Below are 20337 nucleotides of genomic sequence, written 5' to 3'. Positions count from 1 at the left end.
CGCTCACTGGATGGAGTAGCCCCCGTCGATGACGATGTTCTCGCCCGTCAGCATGCCGGCGTGCGTACCGGCCAGGAACACGGCCAGCCGCGCCACCTCCTCGGGCTGCGCAAAGCGGCCCGTGGGGATGAGTGCCCGCATGGCCTCCCCCACCTGCCCGGCCCAGGCCTGGCGGCCCAGCGGCGTGTCCACCACCGTCGGCGAGATGGCGTTGACGGTGATGCCGTCGGACGCCCACTCCAGCGCCAGCACGCGCGTCAGCCCCACCAGGCCCGCCTTGCTGGCGCAATAGGCGGCATGGCGCCTGAGCGCGACCACGCTGGCCTGCGAGGCCAGGTTGATGATGCGTCCGTGGCGCTGGCGTCGCATGGCCGGTGCCACCGCCTGGGCCAGCAGCAGCGGCGCCGTGAGATTGACGGCCAGCGTGCGCTCCCAGGCCGCCTCGCTGATTTCGCCGGCCGGCTCCAGCAGCGCCACGCCGGCGCTGTTGACCAGGATGTCGATGCGGCCCGTGGCCTCCAGCACCGTGGCCACCGCCTGCTCCACGCCCGCAGGCCTGGTCACATCCACTGCCAGCGCCAGGTGGGGCCTGGGCTCCGCCAGGCTGGCCGCGGCCACGTCCAGTGCCTGCCGCTCCAGGTCCAGCAAGGCGACGCGCGCCCCGCCCGCCGCGAGCTGCCGGGCAATCGCCAGGCCGATGCCGCCCGCGCCGCCGGTGACCAGGGCCGTGCGGCCGTCGAAGTCCCGCTCCAGGCTGTCGGCGCTCATTTGCGCACCTTCTGCAAGAATGCGTCGGCATTGGCGGGCACGATGGCGGTCCAGGGCACCTCGTAGGATTTGGCCGTGCCATCGCCCCAGGGCATGGCCTGGGCATACTCGCCCCATACCCCCGAGCGCGGCCGGTAGGACGGGCCGACAAGCTGGCGCAGCAGCACATCCAGCGCGCCCTGCGCCTGGGCCTGGGCGTCCTGGAAATTGGTGGTCATCTCGCCGCGCTTGACGGCCGTGATGGCGGCGGCCACACCGTCCACACCCACCACCGGGATGGTCTTGATATCGATGCCCTTGGTCTTGATGGCCTGCACCGCGCCCAGGGCCTCGTCGTCGTTCTGGGCGATCACGCCCTGGATCTGGCCCGGGAATGCGGTCAGCCAGTTCTCCATCAGCCCCATGGACTCGGCACGCGACCAGTTGGCGGTCTTGCGCGCCAGCACCTTCACGTCCTTGTGGCGGGCCAGCACCTCGTCATTGCCGCGCGCCCGCTCGATCTGTGCCGACTGGCCTATGGGCCCCTCGATGACGACGATATTGCCCTTGCCGCCGATGGCCTTCATCAATGCCTCGGCCTGCATGCGGCCGGCCACCACATCGTCATTGCCCACGTAGGAGGTCAGCACATCGCCCTGCACGCGCGTGTTGGAGCCCACCACGGGAATGCCGGCCTTCACCGCCTTCTGCACGGGCGCCGCACCCGCCTTCAGGTCGATGGGCACGAAGAGGATTCCGTCGTACTTCTGCGTGATCATGGTGTCGAACTGGTTGCTCTGCGTCAGCGCGTCGTAGTTGCCGTCGAACACGGTGATCTGCACCGTACCGTCCTTCACGGCCGGATGCGCCTTCAGCTCCTTGGTCCACATCTGCATGAACTCGCCCTTGAGCCCATAGACGGCCGCGCCTATGCGGTAGGGCTTGGCCGGTGCTGGTACTGGTGCCGACAGCGGGGCCGGAGCCTGGGCCCGGACCTGCGCCGCGGCCAGGAACAGCCCACCGGCAAGCGCGGCGGCAAGCACGGTGGTGAAGCGGAAAAACGGCATGGTCATGTCTCCTGTGTGTTGTGAAAGGCAAGGGGAAAAACGCAGCACGGGCATCGCCCGGGCTCAGGACGCGAGGTGCATCAGCGCCTCCTGCGTGATGCCGTGGCCGGCCACCACGCGGTCAAGCCGGCCTTTGCGGAAGATGGCAATGCGGTCGCTCAGCTCCAGCAGTTCCGGCGCCTCGGAGGACACCACCACCACGGCATGGCCCTGCTCGGCCAGCGAGGCCAGGAAGGCGTACACCTCGCGCTTGGCGCCTTCGTCGATGCCGCGCGTGGGCTCGTCGCACAGCAGGCAGACGGGATTGGTGGCCATGCAACGGGCCAGCACCACCTTCTGCTGGTTGCCGCCGCTCAGGCCCGAGACCGGCATGGCCGGGCTGGCCAGCTTCACGCGCAGGCGCTGCAGCAGGCCGCCCACCAGCACGCGCTCTGCCGCGCCATCCACCACCCCGGCGCGCTGCAGGCCCGGCAGTGCGGGCAAGCTGGTGTTGAAGCGCACCGAGGAGCTCATCACCAGCCCCGTGGCCTTGCGGTCCTCGGTCACCAGGGCCAGGCCCGCCTTGATCGACGCCGCCGGATTGCCGCGCGGCAGGGGCCGTCCGCCCAGGCTCGCCTGCCCCTGGTCGGCGTGCGTGAGGCCGTACAGGCAGTTGAGGAATTCGCTGCGGCCCGATCCCATCAGTCCGTAGATGCCCAGCACCTCGCCGGGGGCGACGTCCAGGCTGATGTCCTCGAACTCGCCCCGGCGCGTGAGCCCCTGCACCGACAGCAGCGGCTCGCCCGGCGCCGCAGCCCTGCGCTCGCTGGCGGCAGCGCGGACCTCCCGGCCCACGATAAGCTTCACCAGCTGCCGCCGGTCGATATCGGCCAGCGCGCCGGTCTGCACGAAGCCGCCATCGCGGAACACCGTGTAGCTGTCGGCAATGGTGAAGATCTCCGTCAGGCGGTGCGACACGTAGAGGATGCCGGCGCCCTGCGCGGTCACGCGGCGTATCGCGTCGAAGAGGATGGCGGTCTCGCTTTCGCCGATGGCCGAGGTGGGCTCGTCCATGATGATCAGCTCGCTTTGCCGGCTCAGGGCCTTGGCAATCTCCACCAGCTGGGTCTGCGCCAGGCTCAGGCGGCTCATCTGCGCACGCGGATCGATATCGAAGCCCAGCTGCCTGAGCAGCGCATCCGCCTGCTCCAGCAGCGCGGCATGGCGGACCACCACGCCAGCGCGCCGGGGCTCGCGGCCCAGGAAGATGTTCTCGGCCACGCTCATGCCCGGGATGGGCGACAGCTCCTGCGTGATGATGGACAGGCGGTGCGCCAGCGCCTCGTGCGGCGTGGCGAAATCCACCGGCCGGCCCTTGAGCAGTATCTCGCCGGCATCGCGCCGCAACAGGCCCATCACGATGTTCAGGAAGGTGGATTTGCCTGCGCCATTGCCGCCGCACAGCGCGTGCACGCTGCCCGCCTGCAGCTCAAGGCAGCCGTTGCGCAGCGCAGGCACGCCGCCGAAGCTCTTGGCCACCCCGCGAGCCTGCAGCAGTGCGGTGCCGGTGCGGGTGCCGGTGCCCATGGTCACGCGCCCTGCCCGCGCCCGGCCGCGGCGGCCTGCGAGCGTTCGAAGCCGGTGATGGCATCCACCTTCAGGGCCGAGCTGCCGCCATCGAAGCGCGATGCAAGGAAGCGGTCCACGATGGCCTTGGCCAGTTCCACCCCGATCACGCGCGAGCCCAGCGTGATGATCTGCGCGTCGTTGCTGCGGCTGGCGCGCTCGGCCGAATAGGTGTCATGCGCCTGCGCGGCGCGGATGCCTGCCACCTTGTTGGCCGCAATGGCCATGCCTATGCCCGTGCCGCACAGGAGAACGCCGCGCTCATGGCGGCCCTGGACGATGGCCTGCGCCACCGCGATGCCGATGTCGGGGTAGAGCACCGGCTCGCCGTCGTGCGTGCCGAAGTCGGCCACTTCGTGGCCCTGGGCCAGCAGATGCTGCTTCACGGCGTTCTTGAGGTCGCAGGCGGCTTCGTCGCAGCCGATGGCCAGCTTCATGGCATCCCCTTCATTACAAAAGACCATAACATGATCATTTGATCAATGTTTTTTGAGAGTCTTCTCAATCGAAGAGCAGTTGTCAAACAACGATAGCTATGTGAATCGGCAAGATGAATACGTAACCTGTTGAATTTTCTACAAAAACCATCAAATCCTATCGTTTTCCCCTGGCTATTGAATAGCCAAGGGGCATTGACATGCCAATTTCAACAAATCAAAAATGACCATTCAATGATCATATGAACGGTCTTCGGCACACCTGCCGGGACTGCACTTGGAGGAGACAAAGGCATGACTACCAACCGCGTGATCAACGACCCCGACCGGGTGGTGGAGGACATGCTCCAGGGATGGATCGCCGCCCATGGCGACACCCTGCGCATCGACGCCGGCAATGCCCGCGTCGTGCGCCTGCATGGCGCGCCACGCAGGGGCAAGGTGGGCATCGTGACGGGCGGCGGGTCGGGCCACGAACCGGCCTTTCTGGGCTATGTGGGCGCAGGCCTGTGCGACGCCGCCGCCGTGGGCGAGGTCTTCTCGTCCCCCACGGCCAGAAGCTTCTACGACGCCATGCGCGCAGCCGATGGCGGCGCCGGCGTGGCCTGCCTGTATGGCAACTACGCGGGCGACAACATGAACGTGGCCATGGCCGTGCAGATGGCGACAGCCGAAGGCATGGCGGTCAGGACCGTGGTGGCCAACGACGACGTGCCTTCAGCCGCGCGGGGCGACGAGGCCAGCCGCCGCGGCGTGGCCGGCGAGATCCTGATGTGGAAGGTGGCGGGCGCCCGGGCGGCCATGGGCGCCAGCCTCGACGAAGTGATCGCCCTCGCCCGGCATGCCATGACCCGCACGCGCAGCATCGGCATCGGCCTGTCGGCATGCACCATTCCCGCCGTGGGCAAGGCCAACTTCCATATCGAGCGCGACAGCATGGAAGTGGGCATAGGCCACCATGGCGAGCCCGGCATGTCCGTGCACCGCACGGCCACGGCGGCCGATATGGCCGAGCGCATGCTGGACGCCCTGCTGCCCGACCTGCCCTTCTCCCCGGGCGACCGCGTGGCCGTGCTGCTGTCCGGCCTGGGCGCCACGCCGCTGATGGAGCAGTACATCCTCTATGGCGAGGTGGCCCGGCGCCTGCAAGAACGCGGCATTCAGGTGGCCTTCCGGCTGGTGGGCAATCTCTTCACCTCGCTGGAGATGATGGGCATCACGCTCACGCTGATGCAGCTGGACGACGAGCTGCTGGCCTGCCTCCAGGCGCCCTGCCAGTCAGTCGCCCTGACCCTGGCCGGCGGGCTGCCGCCCCAGCCGCAGGACGCCATTCCAACGCCGCCCTCTGTTCCGGCAAGGACGCCGGCACAGGCCCAGGAACAAGCACAAACCGCCCGCCCCCAAGCCGCAAGGCGCACCAGCAAAGGGCCGGCCATCGCGCTCGATGGCGCGGGCAGCATCGTGCGAGAACTGATCACGGCCATCGTCAGCCACCGCGAGTTCCTGAGCGAGATCGACGGCCTGATCGGCGATGGCGATCACGGCATCAACATGGCCAAGGGCTTTTCCGGCTGCGGCGCACGGCTCGATGCCATGGAGGCCAGCCAGGCGGCGCAGCTGCCTGCGGCGCTTCAGCAGCTGTCCCAGGCCTTGATGGACGATATCGGCGGCTCCATGGGCCCGCTGTACGGCAGCTTCTTCCAAGGCTTCGCCGATGTTCTTGGGCCGGAGCAGGAGATGGATGCAGCCCTGTTCGGCCAGGCGCTGGCGCGGGCCGTCGCCGATGTGCAGGAGATGGGCAAGGCCCAGGTGGGCGACAAGACCCTCATCGACACGCTGGCCCCGGCACTGCAGGCCTACCGGCAATCGCTGCAGGCCGGCGCCGGTTTCCGCGAGGCGCTGCAGGCCATGGAGGCCGCGGCCGAGGCGGGCAAGGAATCCACGCGCCACCTGCAGGCCCGTATCGGGCGCTCGGCCCGGCTGGGGCCGCGCTCCATTGGCGTGCTGGACGCGGGCGCCACGTCCTGCTGGCTCATCCTGAGCACCCTGGCGCAGTCGCTGCAGCGGCGACTGGCGCAAGCCTCAGCCTAGGGCTCAGCGCCTGCGGGCAGAGCCGCGCACCAGCAGCACCAAGACGGCCACGCTCATGATCGCAAAGCAGATGAAGGACCAGTTGGCGATGGAGCCGCCCAGGAAGCTCCAGTCCACGGCGGCGCAGTCGCCCGAGCCACGGAAGATCATGGGCACGGCACGGCTGATGGAGTAGTTCTCGATCATTCCGTAGAAGTCGCGGCCGCAGGTGGCGAACTCGGGCGGATACCACTGCAGCCAGCTCTGGCGCGCGGCGACGAAGGCGCCAAAGCCCGCAGCCACCAGCGCCAGCACGCCCCAGCTGATCAGCCAGCCGCGACCGCCGCGCACACTGCCCAGGCCCGTGAAGAGGGCCACGCCGATCAATGCATAGCGCTGCACGATGCACATCGGGCAGGGCTCCAGCCCGACCACATGCTGCAGATACATGCCGAAGGCCAGCATGGCCACGCAGGCCAGGCTGATGAGCGCCAGGATGCGGCGCGGAGCGTTGTCAAACCATTGAAGCATTCTTGTCTTTCGTCACCCGGTTGAATGAAATCAGGGCTGCGGCGCCGGCCCGGCGCTGCAGCCCTGTTCAGCGGGTGCAGGAAGCCGTTGCCGCGCCGTCAGATGCCAGCCGCCTCGTCCAGAAACACCTTGGCACGGCGCGGTGTCACCACCAGGGTTTCCCCCTCGCGCAGGGCCATGTCCCTGAACTGCTGCGCAGGAATCTGCGCCTCGATCAGGCCACCCTCTTCGGCATTGTCCGTGCTTTCGGTGCTCTCCGATGGAATAAGTTCCAGGCGCGCAATGGGCCCCACGACGATGGCGCGGGCCAGCTGCACGACGATGCCCGTGGGCCGTCCCTGGACGTCCAGGTTCTGGCCGGGCGAGTAGCGCTCCACCTCCAGATCGTGCGGGCGCACATAGGCGAAGGCCTTGCTGTCGCTGGCGCCCTTGGCGTCGTGGCTGTCCAGCTGGGTGCCGTCGTCCAGGTAGACGCGGCCATCGCTGGCGCGACCCTTGAACAGGTTGACATCGCCCAGGAAGCCGTAGACGAAGGGCGTGGCCGGGTTGTCCCAGACCTGCTGGGGCGTGCCCTCCTGCTCGATGCGGCCCTGGTTGATGACGACCACGCGGTCGGCCACTTCCAGTGCCTCCTCCTGGTCGTGGGTCACGAAGATGGAGGTCACGTGCAGCTCGTCATGCAGGCGGCGCAGCCAGCGGCGCAGCTCCTTGCGCACCTTGGCATCCAGCGCACCGAAGGGCTCGTCGAGCAGCAGCACCTTGGGCTCCACCGCCAGGGCGCGGGCCAGGGCAATGCGCTGGCGCTGGCCGCCCGACAGCTGGGACGGGAAGCGCTCGGCAATCCAGTCCAGCTGCACCAGCTTGAGCAGGCTCATCACCTTCTCGCGGATCTGGGCCTCGCTGGGGCGCTGGCTGCGCGGCTTCACGCGCAGGCCGAAGGCCACGTTCTCGAACACGGTCATGTGGCGGAACAGCGCGTAGTGCTGGAACACGAAGCCCACGTTGCGCTCGCGCACATGGACATCGGTGGTGTCTTCGCCGCTGAAGTGGATGCTGCCCACGTCGGGCGTCTCCAGGCCCGCGATGATGCGCAGCAGCGTGGTCTTGCCGCAGCCCGAGGGGCCGAGCAGTGCGATGAGTTCGCCGGACTGGATGTCCAGGCTCACATCGCGCAGGGCCTGGAAATCGCCGAACTGCTTGCTGACGTTGCGTATTTCAATGCTCATGGTCTTGCTCTTGCTTTTGTCTGGTCGGGGGCCGGGGTTCAGGACACCTGCGGCACCTGGGATGCCTGGGATGCCGCCGTGGGGCGCTCGGGAGGCAGGTCGGCAGCGGCCTTGGCCTGCTGCTCGGCACGCCACTCGGCCACCGACTTGATGACCAGGGTCACCAGCGCCAGCAGGGCCAGCAGCGAGGCGGCAGCGAAGGCGGCAACGGACTGGTACTCGTTGTAGAGGATCTCCACATGCAGCGGAATGGTGTTGGTCTGGCCACGGATGTGGCCCGAGACCACCGACACCGCGCCGAACTCGCCCATGGCACGCGCATTGCACAGGATCACGCCGTACAGCAGGCCCCACTTGATGTTGGGCACGGTGACCTTCCAGAAGGTCTGCCAGCCCGTGGCACCCAGCACGATGGCGGCCTGCTCCTCGTCGCTGCCCTGCGCCTGCATCAGCGGGATCAGTTCGCGGGCAATGAAGGGGAAGGTCACGAAGATGGTGGCCAGCACGATGCCGGGCACGGCGAAGATGATCTTGATGTCATGCTCGGCCAGCCAGGGGCCGAACCAGCCATGGGCACCGAACACCAGCACGTACATCAGGCCCGCCACCACGGGCGAGATCGAGAACGGCAGGTCGATCAGGGTGATCAGAAAGGCCTTGCCCCGGAACTCGAACTTGGCGATGCACCAGGCCGCCGCCACGCCGAAAACCAGGTTCACCGGCACGGCGATCAGCGCCGTGATCAGGGTCAGCTTGATGGCCGACCAGGCATCGGGCTCCTGCAGGCCGGCGACATAGGCGTCCCAGCCCTTGCGCAGCGCCTCGGTGAACACGGCCGCCAGTGGCAGCACGAGGAACAGGCCGATGAAGATCAGCGCAATGCCCGTGAGAATCCAGCGCACGGCGCGCGGCTCGGTGGTGGTGAGCTTTTCGCGCCGGCCCTTCGGGGGCGCGGTGAGCCTGTACAGCACCAGCACGGCGACCAGCACCGCGCCAATGATCTTGAGAAGCAATGCTTCCTGTGGAGACAACGCCATCTCAAGCCCCTCCCGAATGCTTGCGCTGCCATGCCTGCAGCGCGTTGATGACCAGCAGCATCACGAAGGAGAACAGCAGCATCACCACGGCCACGGCCGTGGCGCCTGCGTAGTCGTATTGCTCCAGCTTGCCAATGATGATCAGCGGTGTGATCTCGGAAATCATGGGCATGTTGCCCGCGATGAAGATGACCGATCCGTACTCGCCGATGGCGCGTGCAAACGCCATGGCAAAGCCCGTGAGCAGCGCGGGCGTGATGGCCGGCAGGATCACCTTGTAGAAGATCTGCCAGCGCGAGGCGCCCAGGCTGGTGGCCGCCTCTTCCAGCTCCTTTTCGGAGTCTTCCAGCACCGGCTGCACCGTGCGTACGACAAAGGGCAGGCCGATGAAGATCAGCGCAATGACCACGCCGTTCGGGTTGAAGGCCAGCTGGATGCCGTAGGGCTCCAGGTACTGGCCCACCCAGCCGTTGCCGGCCAGCAAGGCGGTCAGCGAAATGCCGGCCACGGCCGTGGGCAGGGCAAAGGGCAGGTCCACCAGGGCATCGACGATCTTCTTGCCCGGGAACTTGTAGCGCACCAGCACCCAGGCGATCAGCAGGCCGAACACCAAGTTCACGCAGGCCGCCGCAAACGAGGCGCCAAACGTCAGCCGGTACGAGGCCAGCACGCGCGGCGAGGCCACGGCCTCCCAGAACTGGGGCCAGGTGAGCGAGAAGGTCTTGAACAGCAGTGCCGACAACGGGATCAGCACGATCAGGCTCAGATAAAACAGCGTATAGCCCAAGGTCAGCCCGAAGCCGGGCAAAACGCGCTTGGCGCCGCGCCCTTTGCGCGCCGCACCGGACGGTGCGGGCACAGGAGCGTCGGCGCCAGGCCTTGGGCTGGTCGGAACGGCAGACACCATGTTGGATTCCAAATCAGCCAGTGTGGGGAGGGGGCCTCAGGCGGACTGCGCCGCCTTCATGCCTGCTTGCGTGCTTACTTGCCGGGGACGTAGATCTTGTCGAACTGTCCGCCGTCGTTGAAGTGCACCTTCTGGGCTTCGGACAGCGAGCCGAAATACTTGGCCACGGTGAACTGCTTGATGGGCTTGAACACATCGGCATGCTTCTTGAGCACGGCCTCGGAGCGGGGGCGCAGCGCGTGCTGTGCGGCGATTTCCTGGGCTTCGTCGGAGTACAGCCAGGCCAGATAGTCATGGGCCAGCTGGCCCGTGCCCTTCTTGGCCACGGTGCGCTCGACCACGGCCACGGGGTTCTCGGCCACGATGGACACCGAGGGATGGACGGCATCGACCTTGCCCTTGCCGAATTCGCGGTCCACGGAAACCACTTCGGACTCGAACGTGATCAGCACGTCGCCGATGTTGCGCTGCAGGAAGATGCTGGTCGCGTCGCGGCCGCCCTTGCCCAGCACGGGCACGTTCTTGTAGAGCTGCTGCACGAACTCGGCCGCCTGCGCGTCGGTGCCGCCCTTCTCGCGCACAGAGCCCCAGGCAGCCAGGTAGGCGTAGCGGCCATTGCCGCCGGTCTTGGGATTGACCACCACGACCTTCACGTCGGGACGGATCAGGTCGCTCCAGTCCTTGATGTTCTTGGGATTGCCGTTGCGCACCAGGAACAGCATGGTCGATGTGGTGGGCGAGGCGTCATTGGGGAATTTCTTGGCCCAGTCCTTGGCGACCACGCCGCTGTCGGCCAGGAACTGCACGTCGGTGGTGGTGTTGAAGGTCACCACATCGGCGGCCAGGCCGTCGTTGACGGCGCGCGCCTGGGCGCTGGAGCCACCGTGCGACTGGTCCACCTTGATGTCCACGCCCCTGGTCTTCTTGTAGTGGGCGACGAAGGCGGCGTTGTAGTCCTTGTAGAACTCGCGTGCCACGTCGTAGGAAACGTTGAGCAGCTGGTTCTGCGCCGATACCGTTCCCGCGGCGGCCAGCGCCAGGGTGGCCAACAAAGTCTTGAGCTTCAAAGAATGCATGGTTCGCTGCCTTTTATTAGTGGACATCTCTGCGGTGTATTCACAGACAGTCACATTGTGCGAACGCTGACTTAAAACTCAAAAGAATATATTTTTGTTTGTTAATGGCCTGTCACCATATAAAGAACCTGCCCTGCCCGCGGTCACCCGCCGGCCCATCACAGACCGGCAGCCCATGGCGCGCCAGCGCCAGTACCCGCAGAGACGGAGGCATGCGCAGCCGCCACACGCGGCGGGCGCGGCGAGCGCGGCGAACGCACGGCAGGCCGGGGCTGCGCCGGCTGCCAGCTGTCGCCCTGCATCAGCGACTGCAGCAGCGCCAGGCCCAGGGGCCAGTCGCCAAAGCCCGATTCGACATTGATGTGCCCCGCGTTCTGCAGCCGCACGAACTCGCTTCCCCAGGCCCGCGCATAGGCGCCCGCCCGGCGGATCGGACAGTAGGGGTCGTTGCTGCTGGCCACCAGCACGCTGCGGTAAGGCAGGGGCGCATAGGGCACAGGCGCAAAGTCGGCCAGCTGGGCACGGCGCTCGGGATCGGCCGGCGCCACCAGCAGCGCACCGCGCACGCGCGCACTGGCCTCGGGACCCAGGTGCGCGGCCGTGATGCAGCCCAGGCTGTGGGCGGCCAGCACCACCGGTTCGGGCCGGGACAGCACCAGTTGCTCCAGCGCGGCCACCCAGGGATCGCGGTGGGGCACCAGCCAGTCGTCCTGCTCCACGCGCTCGGCATGCGGCAGCTGCTGCGCCCACAGGCTTTGCCAGTGGTCAGGACCGGAGTTGCGCCAGCCGGGCACGATGATGATGCGGTGGGGATTCATGGGTTCTCCTGGACTGTCCATTGCTGGACATGGGCCCCGATTGTGGAGAACACCGCCAACTATCCCAACGAACGTTTTGTTGTTTTCTTATGGCGTGGCGAGGTGCAACCCAACCCTAGCGTACCGCCGGCTCGCGCGTGGCATGGCTGTTGCGCCCCGGCACGGTCTCGCCGAGGAAGTCCAGGAAATGCCGCACGGCCGGCGCCAGGCCGCGCCGCGAGGGGAAGACCGCGTGCACGATGCCCTGGGGCGGCTCCCAGCCCGGCAGCAGGTGCACGAGCCGGCCCTCGGCCAGTTCCTCGTGACACATGTAGTCGGGCAGCCAGCACATGCCGCTGCCGGCCAGCGCCGCGAATTTCAGCGTCAGCAGGTCATCCACCACATAGCGCGGCTGCAGCTGCAGGCGTTGCTCGCGGCCTTCGGGGCCGACCAGCAGCAGGCTGGACTGGCCATCCACCGCCGACATGGACATGCTGTCCAGGTGCTGCAGGTCGGCCAGGGCGCGCGGCGTGCCCTGGCGCTCCAGCAGCTCCGGGCTGGCCACGAGGATCTGGCGCGCCACATCCAGCCGCTTGACGACCATGGAGCCGCTGTCCTCCAAGCTGGGGCGCACGCGCAACGCCACGTCGATGCCCTCCTCCACCAGGTTCACGGGCCGGTTGGTCACCTGCATCTCCACATGCACCAGCGGGCAGCGCTGCAGGAACTGGGGCATGAGCTCGCCCAGCACGGTCTGGGCCAGGGTCACGGGGCAGCTCACGCGGATGGTGCCGCGCGGCTCGGTCTGCACCTCGGCCACGGTGTCGGCGGCGGCCAGGGCCGCATCGCGCATGGCCTGGCAATGGCGCAGATAGGCCTCACCCACCTGGGTCAGCGAGAGCTTGCGCGTGGTGCGCTGCAGCAGGCGCACGCCCAGCCGGGCCTCCAGCTCGGCCACCCGCCGCGACAGCCGCGACTTGGGTATGCCCAGCGCCCGCCCGGCAGAGGCGAAGCCGCCGCGCTCCACCACCTCGGCGAAGTACAGCATGTCGTTGAGATCCATCATGTCGCGCGTCCCTCCCCTGTGCTCATTGACCGCAAATTCAGGACAATCTATCGCAATTTCGGCGGCTTATCAAAGACTCTGTCCAAATTCACAATTGATCCCATCGTCGGCCCTACAAGCTTTCCCGAGTGGCCGATCCCAACCGCGATCCCAACCGACATCTCAGGAGCTTTTTCATGCAAGTGCTGCACATCGACTCTTCCATCACCGGCGCCGCTTCGGTGTCCCGCCAGCTGACCGCCCAGACCGTGGCTGCCCTGGTGGCCGCCAACCCCGGCGCCAAGGTCGAATACCTGGATCTGGCCGTGAACGCCCCCGACCACCTGAACGCAGTGTCCATGGGCTTTCGCACCGGCCAGGCCGCCACGACGGAAGCCGAGCGCGCACAGAACGCCATCTCCGAGGCCCTGGTGAGCCAGTTCCTGGCGGCCGATGTGGTCGTGGTCGGCGCTCCGTTCTACAACTTCACCATCTCCAGCCAGCTCAAGGCCTGGATCGACCGCATCGCCCAGGGCGGCCGCACCTTCCGCTACACCGCAGCCGGCCCCGAAGGCCTGGCCAAGGGCAAGAAGGTCATCGTGGCCTCCACGCGCGGCGGCGTGTACTCCACCAGCGAAATGGGCCAGGCCCTGGAGCACCAGGAAAGCTATCTGAAGACGGTGTTCGGCTTCCTGGGCATCACCGATGTGAGCATCGTGCGCGCAGAGGGCGTGGCCATGGGCGATGAGTCCAAGGCCAAGGCCCTGGAATCGGCCCGCAGCGACATCGTGCGTGCAGCGGCTGCCGCCAATCAGGAAGCGGCCATCGCCGCCTGAACCCGGTCTTGCGCATAAAAAAGCGCAGGTGCCCTGACCGGGGCGCCTGCGCTTTTTGCTGGCTGCCGAGCCTGGCTGCCGAGCCTGGCAGCCGCCGTCGCAATCAGCGCACCAGCGGACTGGTGCGAACGACGGCGTACGCGCCGGCGATCAACAAGCGGTCCTGGCGGTCGAAAGCAATGGCTTTGACGTGCAGCAGCTTGCCAGGCAGTGGCCCGAGCTCGTATGCCAGGGGTGCGCTGTCCACACGTCCTGCCACGATGCTGAGCTGCCCGCTATCCGAAAGCTTTTGGACCAGGGTGCTGCGGTTGCTGGTCACAACGTAGATGCCATTCCTGCTGTCCAGGGCCATGGAAGTCACGTTGTCATCCAGCCTAGCCAGCGTTTGGCCTGTCGTGTAATTGAGGATTTCTCCACCACGGGCCACCAGCAGTTGCCCATTGCCAGCGACGGCGAGCGCGTTGAAACCTTCGCCCGGCAACGTGGTGACCTCACCCTCGGCCGTGACCTGACGCAGCCTGTTCCAATCCAGCACGAACAGTCGGCCATCGGGCGTACGCCGCATGGCATGGGGGCCGGAAAAAATCGCTGCAGCGCCAACGCCATCCTTAGGGCCACTTGAATTGGGCCCACCACCGGCCAGCGCCCGCACTGCGCCCGATGCCTGCTGCACCCAGACGCCCATGCCATTGCGGGGCATGCCTCCACTGAAGACAGCGCACTCTGCACAGGTCAGGCCATCCGCAACAAAGACCTCGCCACTGCCACCTGCTGCAATAGCGCGCGGATACAGATAGTTGCGGGGCTCGCCCCAGTCGCGGTCACCCCCTGTGGAGAAGGTGGACACCACACCTTCCCCCGCAATCCGGCGAATGCGAGAGCGCTCGGGCGTGGGGCAAGGCGGCTGCGGTGACACAGGCGGATAAACATCTTCCGACACATAAATGTCGCCAAGCGGCGAAAGGGCGAGATCGGTGATTCTCGAAAACCGCGCCTGCGCGCCCACGCCGTTGACCTGACCACAGTGGTCCTGAGCCAGTGCGTCGGGCTTGCTTGCCAGCGAACCCGCCAGCAGCGACATCTGCACAGGCGCCGGCTGCGGCTCGACAACTGAGCCATTGCCATCGCCTCCCCCACCGCCGCACGCCGCCAAAACGGTCACCAATGCCACGCTCAGCGCGCCGCCTCTGCACAGATTTCTCCAGCCCTTTTTTTGCATCTTGTCTCGCCCTTATGGATGAATGCCGTCATGAACGTCACGCCAGCAGTCTAGTGGGCGTTACCAAACAAAACAGGTATCCGCTGTTTCCGCTTCTTTGAAAAATCCAATGCCTGCCTGGCCTTGCACGACACACGAAGCTGTTAGGCTGAACCATCACCGCCATATTCGCGGCTTTGTCCGACACGAACCGTCTGTATTTCAGAAAGTCGGCGGACCTGCCGATATCCAGGCAGCCTCATTGCATTCACTGCCTTCCATCCATGCCAGCCACAAGCCACCGTCCCCATGCCCGGCCCCGCGGCCCTGTCCATGTCCATGTCCGCCCGCCGTCCGATGAAAACCTGGTGATCACGGTGATTGCCGTGTCCCTGCTGGCCATTACCGTGCTGGGCATTGGTGTCTACCAGTTCATGCAGTACCAGCGCGAGCAGGATCAGGAGCAGCTCAATTCGCGCGTGTACCGCAGCTATGTGCGCAACACCGACGAGGCACCTGCGCCCGAGGAGCCCGAGCAGCCCGCCGCCACGCCCACCCCCGCCAAGCCCAGCCAGCAACAACTGAACCAGGAAATGACCCGCAAGCTGCTGGCCCATCCCGGCGTGACGCCTGGTGCCGGCTTTTCGGCGCCCGGTGTCAAGTCGACGGGCGTGGTGATCATCGACGCCATCGACCAGGCCCAGGCGCGCGAGAAGGCATCGTCCGCCGCACGCCCTGCTGCGGCGATTGCCAACCCGTCTCCCGCTTCCTGACGCTTCTGACGCTTCCTGACATCTGCGCTCACAGGAGCCGCAACGCAAAAGCCCGGCATTGCCGGGCTTTTTTGTGTCTTGAGCGGCCTTGCCGCACCGCTCACTGGTGCTTGCGCGCCCAGGCAGCGAACTTCTGCACGAAGCCGTTCACGAAGTCGCGGCTGCCGGTGCCGATGGAGCCGTCTTCGGCAAACAGGCCGTCCTTGGCCTGGATGAAGATTTCGGGCTGGGCCAGCGTGGGCATGTCCAGGTAGGCCAGCACATTGCGCAGATGCTGCTGCGCCAGCGCCGTGCCGATGGCACCCACGGAGACGCCGGCCACGGCAGCGGGCTTGCCGGCCCAGACGCTCTTGCCGTAGGGGCGCGAGCCCTGGTCCAGCGCATTCTTGAGCACACCGGGAATCGAGCGGTTGTACTCGGGCGTCAGGAACAGCACGGCCTGGGCCGACTGGATCTGGGCGCGGAACTGCTTGACCACGTCCACCTCATTGCCGTCATGGTCCTGGTTGTACAGAGGCAGGTTGTCGATGGCGACCTGCTCGAAGACCAGGCCTTCGGGCGCCAGGCGCGCAATGGCGTCGGCGAATTTGCGGTTGAAGGAATCCTTGCGCAGGCTGCCCACGATGACAGCGACCTTGATCTGGCTCATGCATTGCTCCTGGAGGAAGTGGCGAAAAACCGGCGGGAGGCGCACCTCCCGCAAGCAGCCATTATGTGGCCGCCTTCAGCGGGCTCACTGTAGGAAGGAGGGCTTGGCGTAGCCCTGGAACTTGCTGTCCACCACGGCCTTGAATTCGGCGGAACGGTAGACCTCGGCCAGGTCCTTGGCCCATGCCGTGCCCTGGTCCTTCTTCTTGATGGCCACCACGTTCAGGTAGTGGTCGGGGGTCTTTTCCAGCGAGACGGCCTCGGTCAGCTTCAGGCCCGAAGAGATGGCGAAGTTGCCGTTGATGATGGCGTACTCGGTGTCGCCCAGCGAACGCGGCAGCTGTGCGGCTTCCAGCGGGATGAACTTGAGCTTGCGCGGATTCTCGGCCAGGTCCTTTTCGGACACGCGCAGCGGATCGATGCCGGGCTTGGCCTTGATCAGCCCGGCCTGCTCCAGCAGCACCAGGGCACGCGCCAGGTTGCTCGGGTCGTTGGGCAGGGTCACGCGGTCGCCTTCCTTGGCTTCGGCCAGGGTCTTGCGGGTCTTGGAATACACGCCCAGCGGGGCGATGGGGCCTTGCACCAGTTCCACCAGGTCCAGCTTCTGGTCGGCCGCGAACTTCTGCAGGTAGACGCGGTGCTGGAAGAAGTTGGCGTCCAGCGAGCCCTGGGCCAGCGCCAGGTTGGGCTGCACGTAGTCGTTGAACTCCACCAGCTTGACCTGGTAGCCCTTCTTTTGCAGCAGCGGCACGATGCCCTGCTTGAGCTGGTCGATGTTGGAGCCTGCCGTGCCGCCGATCACCAGCTGCTTCTTGTCGGCCTGGGCGTAGGCGGGCAGCGCCAGCACGCTGGCAGCGGCAAGGGCGGCGGCCGAGGCCAGCAGATGGCGGCGCACGAAGGAAAGGGATGCGGTCATGTCGGAATCCTTTTTTTGGGAAAGAGCGGGAAGAAAGAAGAAAGCGGGTCTGGACAGCGCGCTCAGCCGCGCTTGTCCAGGCGGCGGGCCGCCGTGTTGCCCACGAACTGGATGACCTGGACCATGGCCACGAGGATGGTCACGGTGAGCACCATCACATCGGTCTGGAAGCGGTAGTAGCCGTAGCGGATGGCCAGATCGCCAATGCCGCCGCCGCCCACTACGCCGGCAATGGCCGAGTACGACAGAAAGCTCACGGCCAGTACGGTCAGCGCCAGCACCAGGCCCGAACGCGCCTCGACGATGAGCACGCGCCAGACGATCTGCAGCTCCGAGGCGCCCATGGCGTGCGCGGCCTCGATTACGCCGCGCGGCACATCGCGCAGGCACTGGTCCACCAGGCGTGCCAGGTAGGGAATGGCCGCCACGGACAGCGGCACGGCCGCAGCCAGCGGGCCGATGGAGGTGCCGGCCAGCCAGCGCGTGAAAGGCACCAGCGCGACCAGCAAGATGATGAAGGGGAAGGACCGCACGGTATTGACCGTCCAGTTCAGCACGGCGAAGGCCGGGCGGTTGTCCAGCGACTGGCCGGGGCCCAGCAGGAACAGCAGCACGCCCAGCGGGCCGCCAATGAGCACGGCGGCCGACAGGCCGATGCCCAGCATCAAAAGGGTCTGGCCCATGGCCAGCCACAGCTCGGGCAGGATTTCGACGATGTTTTCAGACATGGGAATGCGGAATCGAAAAGAAGGGGAAAACGGGAAGAGGCGAAAAGCGGGAACGGGCGAAAGCCCCATCAGTGCTCGGAGCCGCCCACGGCGCGCAGCACCACGGGACGGGTGGCGCCGCGCTCGCGCAGGGCCTTGTCGGCGCGCTCCACGCGCAGGGCCTCGAGTTCGCTGCCCAGCAGCGTGGCGCGCTGCGGCGCCTCGTAGGCACGGCCCTGCGGCAGCGCGGGCAGCGTAAAGCGTTCGGCCACCTGGCCCTGCTCGATGATGGCCACCTCGCTGCACAGCGCATCGACGACGGCCAGCTCGTGCGTGACGATGACGATGGTCACGCCTAGGCGGCTGTTGATGTCCGCCAGCGTGGCCAGGATGGAGCGCGTGGTCTCGCTGTCCAGCGCCGAGGTGGGCTCGTCGCACAGCAGCACCTGCGGGCGCGGGGCCAGGGCGCGCGCAATCGCCACGCGCTGCTTCTGGCCGCCCGACAGCTGGGCAGGATGGCTGGCCGCCTTGTCGGTCAGGCCGACGATGTCCAGGCACTCGCGCACGCGCTGCTCGATCTGGGCACGCGAATGGCCACCGTGGATGCGCAGCGGAAAGGCCACGTTCTCGAACACGGTGGCGTTCTGCAGCAGGTTGAACTGCTGAAAGATCATGCCGATGTTCTGGCGCGCCTCGCGCAGCGCGCGGCGGCCCAGGTCGGTCAGGCGCTGGCCTGCCACCACCACCTCGCCGCTGTCGGGACGCTCCAGCAGGTTGATCAGGCGCAGCAGCGTGGACTTGCCCGCGCCGCTCTTGCCGATCAGGCCGAAGACCGTGCCGTGGCCAATGTCCAGTGATACCGAACGCACGGCATCGAAGTGCTTGCCATCGGCTGTTACAAATTTCTTTTGCAGGTCGCGCAGGCGGATCAGCGCGTTTTCCGGGGCCAAATGGGCGGTCTGGACGGTCATGGAGTCTCGGTTCGGCAGTGAAAACGGTCCTGGGATCGGCAACGGCAGCCTTTGCACCGCCATCTCCAGGCAATGGCGCGCAATTTCCGGGCCCTGTGCTGCGCAGTTGGACGCAGTTGCAAGCCGATGGGCATGCGTTGTCTCGCGTCGTCGCCAAGCACAGGCGAATCCCCAGGATCTGCCGTCATTAGTGTTCTAACGAGTGTGTTGCAAAACGTTGTTCAAACAAAAGAATAAAAAATACGGTGCTTATATCGATTGCCGTCTTTCAAGCCTTGATGTACGGCCTGGACGGCATTGCTAGAATCCGCCCCCGACAGGCCTGTACAACGGCAAGATCCCTTGCGGTTGCGTGCATTACAGGTAAGTGCCCGCTTTCCTTTGCCATGCCCGAATCCTCCCGAACTGCCGACCGTCCTGCCAGCACCGCCAGCCTGTGCGTGGAAGCCGTGCGCCTGCGGCGCGGCATCACAACAGTCTTTGACGGCCTCGACCTGCGGCTGGACGAGCCGCGCGTGGGCCTCATCGGCGACAACGGCGCCGGCAAGACCAGCCTGTTCCGCCTGCTGTGCGGCCTGGATGCGCCCGAGGCCGGGCGTGTGCTGCTGGACGGCACCGAACTGCACGAAGCCCGCGCCCAGCGCCCGGGCCAGGTCGGGCTGATGTTCCAGAACCCCGACGACCAGATCATCTTTCCCACCGTGGAGGAAGAGCTGGCCCTGGGTCTGCGCCCTTCGGGCATCTCGCGGCGCGAGGCCACGGAGCGCGCCCGCGCCCTGCTGGCCAGCCGCGGCCTGGCCGACTGGGCACCGCGCGCCGTGGCCGGACTCAGCCAGGGCCAGCGCCAGCAGGTGTGCTGGCTGGCCCTGCTCATTGCCGCGCCGCGCGTGCTGCTGATGGACGAGCCCTTCGCCAGCCTGGACCTGCCGGGCCAGGCGCGGCTGGCCCGGGACATCGCGGCCGCCGAGCAGCAGGTGCTGGTCTCCACCCATGTGCTGGACCACGTGCGCAGCTTTGGCCGCGTGCTCTGGCTGGAGCGCGGCAAAGTGCGCGCAGACGGCCCCGGCCATGAGGTCTGCGCAGCCTATGAAGCCGACGTGGCACGCCGGCTGCAAGCGCAGGACTGACGCAGGAGCCGGCCGCCATGGGAAGCCTCTACAGCGAATACACCAGTTGGCTCCATGCCTGGAGCGCGGGCCGCAAGCTGCTGCTCATGGCGCTGCTGGGAACGGGCCTGTTCCTCATCGATTCACCGTGGCTGCTGGCCCTGGCCGGCGCCGCCTGCGGCCTGCTGTGGCTGTCGCTGGGCCGTGCCACCGAGGGCGCTCGGCGGCTCATGCTGTCGGTCACCGTGGCCGCCTTGCTGGTCGCTGCCTTCCATGTGTGGATGCAGCACTACGCCCTGGCCGCCGCCAGCGCGCTGCGCCTGGTCTGCGCCTCCACGCTGGGCATGGCGCTGACCGTGAGCACACGCCCCAGCGATCTGGTCGATGTGCTGGAGCGGCTGCTGGCGCCGCTGGAGCGCATCGGCATCTCCCCCGAACAGGTGGCCCTGCAGCTGGCATTGATGCTGCGTTTCACCGAGCATTTCTTCGTGCAGTGGAAGCGCATGGACGATGCCCACCGACTGCGCACGGGCCGCGCCGGCGGCCTGCGCCTGATTGCGCCGCTGACCATCCACATGCTGCAGGCCACGCGCCGCGTGTCCGACGCGCTGTGGGCGCGCCTGGGCCGCTGAGGCCT

At 66.8% G+C, this 20337-nt stretch carries 21 protein-coding genes; 5 read left to right on the top strand and 16 right to left on the bottom strand.

Translation table 11 applies throughout. The annotated features are described in order from the left end of the window. Positions 1-3: 3 nt before the first annotated feature. The 4 genes from ACM14_RS01865 to rpiB form a co-directional block, all read right to left on the bottom strand. Positions 4-768: a GolD/DthD family dehydrogenase gene (locus ACM14_RS01865; protein WP_065345086.1), complete on the bottom strand. Its 765-nt coding sequence runs from the start codon at positions 766-768 to the stop codon at positions 4-6. Further along, entirely contained in the window at positions 765-1814 is a 1050-nt protein-coding gene (locus ACM14_RS01860; protein ID WP_065345123.1) for a substrate-binding domain-containing protein, read from the bottom strand. The genes ACM14_RS01865 and ACM14_RS01860 overlap by 4 nt, the downstream gene beginning before the upstream one ends. A gap of 63 nt (positions 1815-1877) precedes the next feature. After that, positions 1878-3380, bottom strand: coding sequence for a sugar ABC transporter ATP-binding protein (locus ACM14_RS01855; RefSeq protein WP_065345085.1), 1503 nt, complete (start codon positions 3378-3380; stop codon positions 1878-1880). Between the two features lie 2 nt (positions 3381-3382). Further along, complete coding sequence (gene rpiB / locus ACM14_RS01850; protein ID WP_012206383.1) at positions 3383-3856, bottom strand: ribose 5-phosphate isomerase B; 474 nt, start codon at positions 3854-3856, stop codon at positions 3383-3385. A gap of 294 nt (positions 3857-4150) precedes the next feature. Between rpiB and dhaL the strand changes: the two genes are divergently transcribed. Continuing rightward, positions 4151-5947: a dihydroxyacetone kinase subunit DhaL gene (dhaL, locus tag ACM14_RS01845; protein ID WP_065345084.1), complete on the top strand. Its 1797-nt coding sequence runs from the start codon at positions 4151-4153 to the stop codon at positions 5945-5947. A 3-nt stretch (positions 5948-5950) separates the two neighbouring features. Here the strand turns inward: dhaL and ACM14_RS01840 are convergent, their stop codons facing one another. The 7 genes from ACM14_RS01840 to ACM14_RS01810 all read right to left on the bottom strand — a co-directional run bounded on the left by ACM14_RS01840 (position 5951) and on the right by ACM14_RS01810 (position 12566). After that, entirely contained in the window at positions 5951-6457 is a 507-nt protein-coding gene (locus ACM14_RS01840) for a disulfide bond formation protein B (protein WP_065345083.1), read from the bottom strand. A 98-nt stretch (positions 6458-6555) separates the two neighbouring features. After that, positions 6556-7683, bottom strand: a complete 1128-nt coding sequence (locus ACM14_RS01835; protein WP_013801698.1) for a sulfate/molybdate ABC transporter ATP-binding protein — start codon at positions 7681-7683, stop codon at positions 6556-6558. A 38-nt stretch (positions 7684-7721) separates the two neighbouring features. Further along, positions 7722-8720: a sulfate ABC transporter permease subunit CysW gene (cysW, locus tag ACM14_RS01830; protein ID WP_013801697.1), complete on the bottom strand. Its 999-nt coding sequence runs from the start codon at positions 8718-8720 to the stop codon at positions 7722-7724. 1 nt (position 8721) lies between these two features. Next, positions 8722-9627, bottom strand: a complete 906-nt coding sequence (cysT, locus tag ACM14_RS01825; protein WP_013801696.1) for a sulfate ABC transporter permease subunit CysT — start codon at positions 9625-9627, stop codon at positions 8722-8724. Positions 9628-9701: 74 nt separating this feature from the next. Then, a complete protein-coding gene (locus ACM14_RS01820) occupies positions 9702-10703 on the bottom strand; it encodes a sulfate ABC transporter substrate-binding protein (RefSeq protein ID WP_065345082.1) in 1002 nt (333 codons plus the stop codon). Between the two features lie 158 nt (positions 10704-10861). Continuing rightward, positions 10862-11521, bottom strand: a complete 660-nt coding sequence (locus ACM14_RS01815) for an alpha/beta hydrolase (RefSeq protein ID WP_013801694.1) — start codon at positions 11519-11521, stop codon at positions 10862-10864. A gap of 115 nt (positions 11522-11636) precedes the next feature. Beyond that, entirely contained in the window at positions 11637-12566 is a 930-nt protein-coding gene (locus ACM14_RS01810; protein WP_016453282.1) for a LysR family transcriptional regulator, read from the bottom strand. A gap of 176 nt (positions 12567-12742) precedes the next feature. Between ACM14_RS01810 and ACM14_RS01805 the strand changes: the two genes are divergently transcribed. Next, positions 12743-13381, top strand: coding sequence for an FMN-dependent NADH-azoreductase (locus ACM14_RS01805; RefSeq protein ID WP_012206392.1), 639 nt, complete (start codon positions 12743-12745; stop codon positions 13379-13381). Between the two features lie 103 nt (positions 13382-13484). Here ACM14_RS01805 and ACM14_RS01800 read toward each other — a convergent pair whose 3' ends face one another. Continuing rightward, positions 13485-14600 (bottom strand): hypothetical protein, encoded by a 1116-nt coding sequence (locus tag ACM14_RS01800; protein WP_065345081.1) that lies wholly within the window; start codon positions 14598-14600, stop codon positions 13485-13487. A 263-nt stretch (positions 14601-14863) separates the two neighbouring features. Here ACM14_RS01800 and ACM14_RS01795 point away from each other — a divergent pair, with 263 nt between their 5' ends. Then, on the top strand, positions 14864-15352 hold the full coding sequence (locus tag ACM14_RS01795; RefSeq protein ID WP_012206393.1) for a hypothetical protein: 489 nt from the start codon (positions 14864-14866) through the stop codon (positions 15350-15352). Between the two features lie 100 nt (positions 15353-15452). Here the strand turns inward: ACM14_RS01795 and ACM14_RS01790 are convergent, their stop codons facing one another. The 4 genes from ACM14_RS01790 to ACM14_RS01775 all read right to left on the bottom strand — a co-directional run bounded on the left by ACM14_RS01790 (position 15453) and on the right by ACM14_RS01775 (position 18594). Further along, the gene (locus ACM14_RS01790; protein WP_065345080.1) at positions 15453-16001 is read right to left on the bottom strand and encodes an NADPH-dependent FMN reductase; all 549 of its coding nucleotides are present in this window, start codon (positions 15999-16001) and stop codon (positions 15453-15455) included. 84 nt (positions 16002-16085) lie between these two features. After that, a complete protein-coding gene (locus ACM14_RS01785) occupies positions 16086-16916 on the bottom strand; it encodes a MetQ/NlpA family ABC transporter substrate-binding protein (protein WP_065345079.1) in 831 nt (276 codons plus the stop codon). Positions 16917-16978: 62 nt separating this feature from the next. Continuing rightward, on the bottom strand, positions 16979-17644 hold the full coding sequence (locus ACM14_RS01780) for a methionine ABC transporter permease (protein ID WP_012206396.1): 666 nt from the start codon (positions 17642-17644) through the stop codon (positions 16979-16981). A 68-nt stretch (positions 17645-17712) separates the two neighbouring features. Then, positions 17713-18594: a methionine ABC transporter ATP-binding protein gene (locus ACM14_RS01775; RefSeq protein WP_065345078.1), complete on the bottom strand. Its 882-nt coding sequence runs from the start codon at positions 18592-18594 to the stop codon at positions 17713-17715. A 386-nt stretch (positions 18595-18980) separates the two neighbouring features. On the opposite strand from ACM14_RS01775, the gene ACM14_RS01770 reads away from it, so the two are divergent. Together ACM14_RS01770 and ACM14_RS01765 are read left to right on the top strand one after the other, a co-directional pair. Next, entirely contained in the window at positions 18981-19721 is a 741-nt protein-coding gene (locus ACM14_RS01770; RefSeq protein ID WP_065345077.1) for an energy-coupling factor ABC transporter ATP-binding protein, read from the top strand. A gap of 17 nt (positions 19722-19738) precedes the next feature. Then, complete coding sequence (locus tag ACM14_RS01765; RefSeq protein WP_043820550.1) at positions 19739-20332, top strand: energy-coupling factor transporter transmembrane protein EcfT; 594 nt, start codon at positions 19739-19741, stop codon at positions 20330-20332. Positions 20333-20337 lie beyond the last annotated feature (5 nt).

The sequence above is a fragment of the Delftia sp. JD2 genome (assembly GCF_001682645.1).
In the GTDB taxonomy this organism is placed as follows: Bacteria; Pseudomonadota; Gammaproteobacteria; order Burkholderiales; family Burkholderiaceae_C; genus Comamonas; species Comamonas acidovorans.
This window is presented reverse-complemented; position numbering and strand designations above follow the sequence as displayed.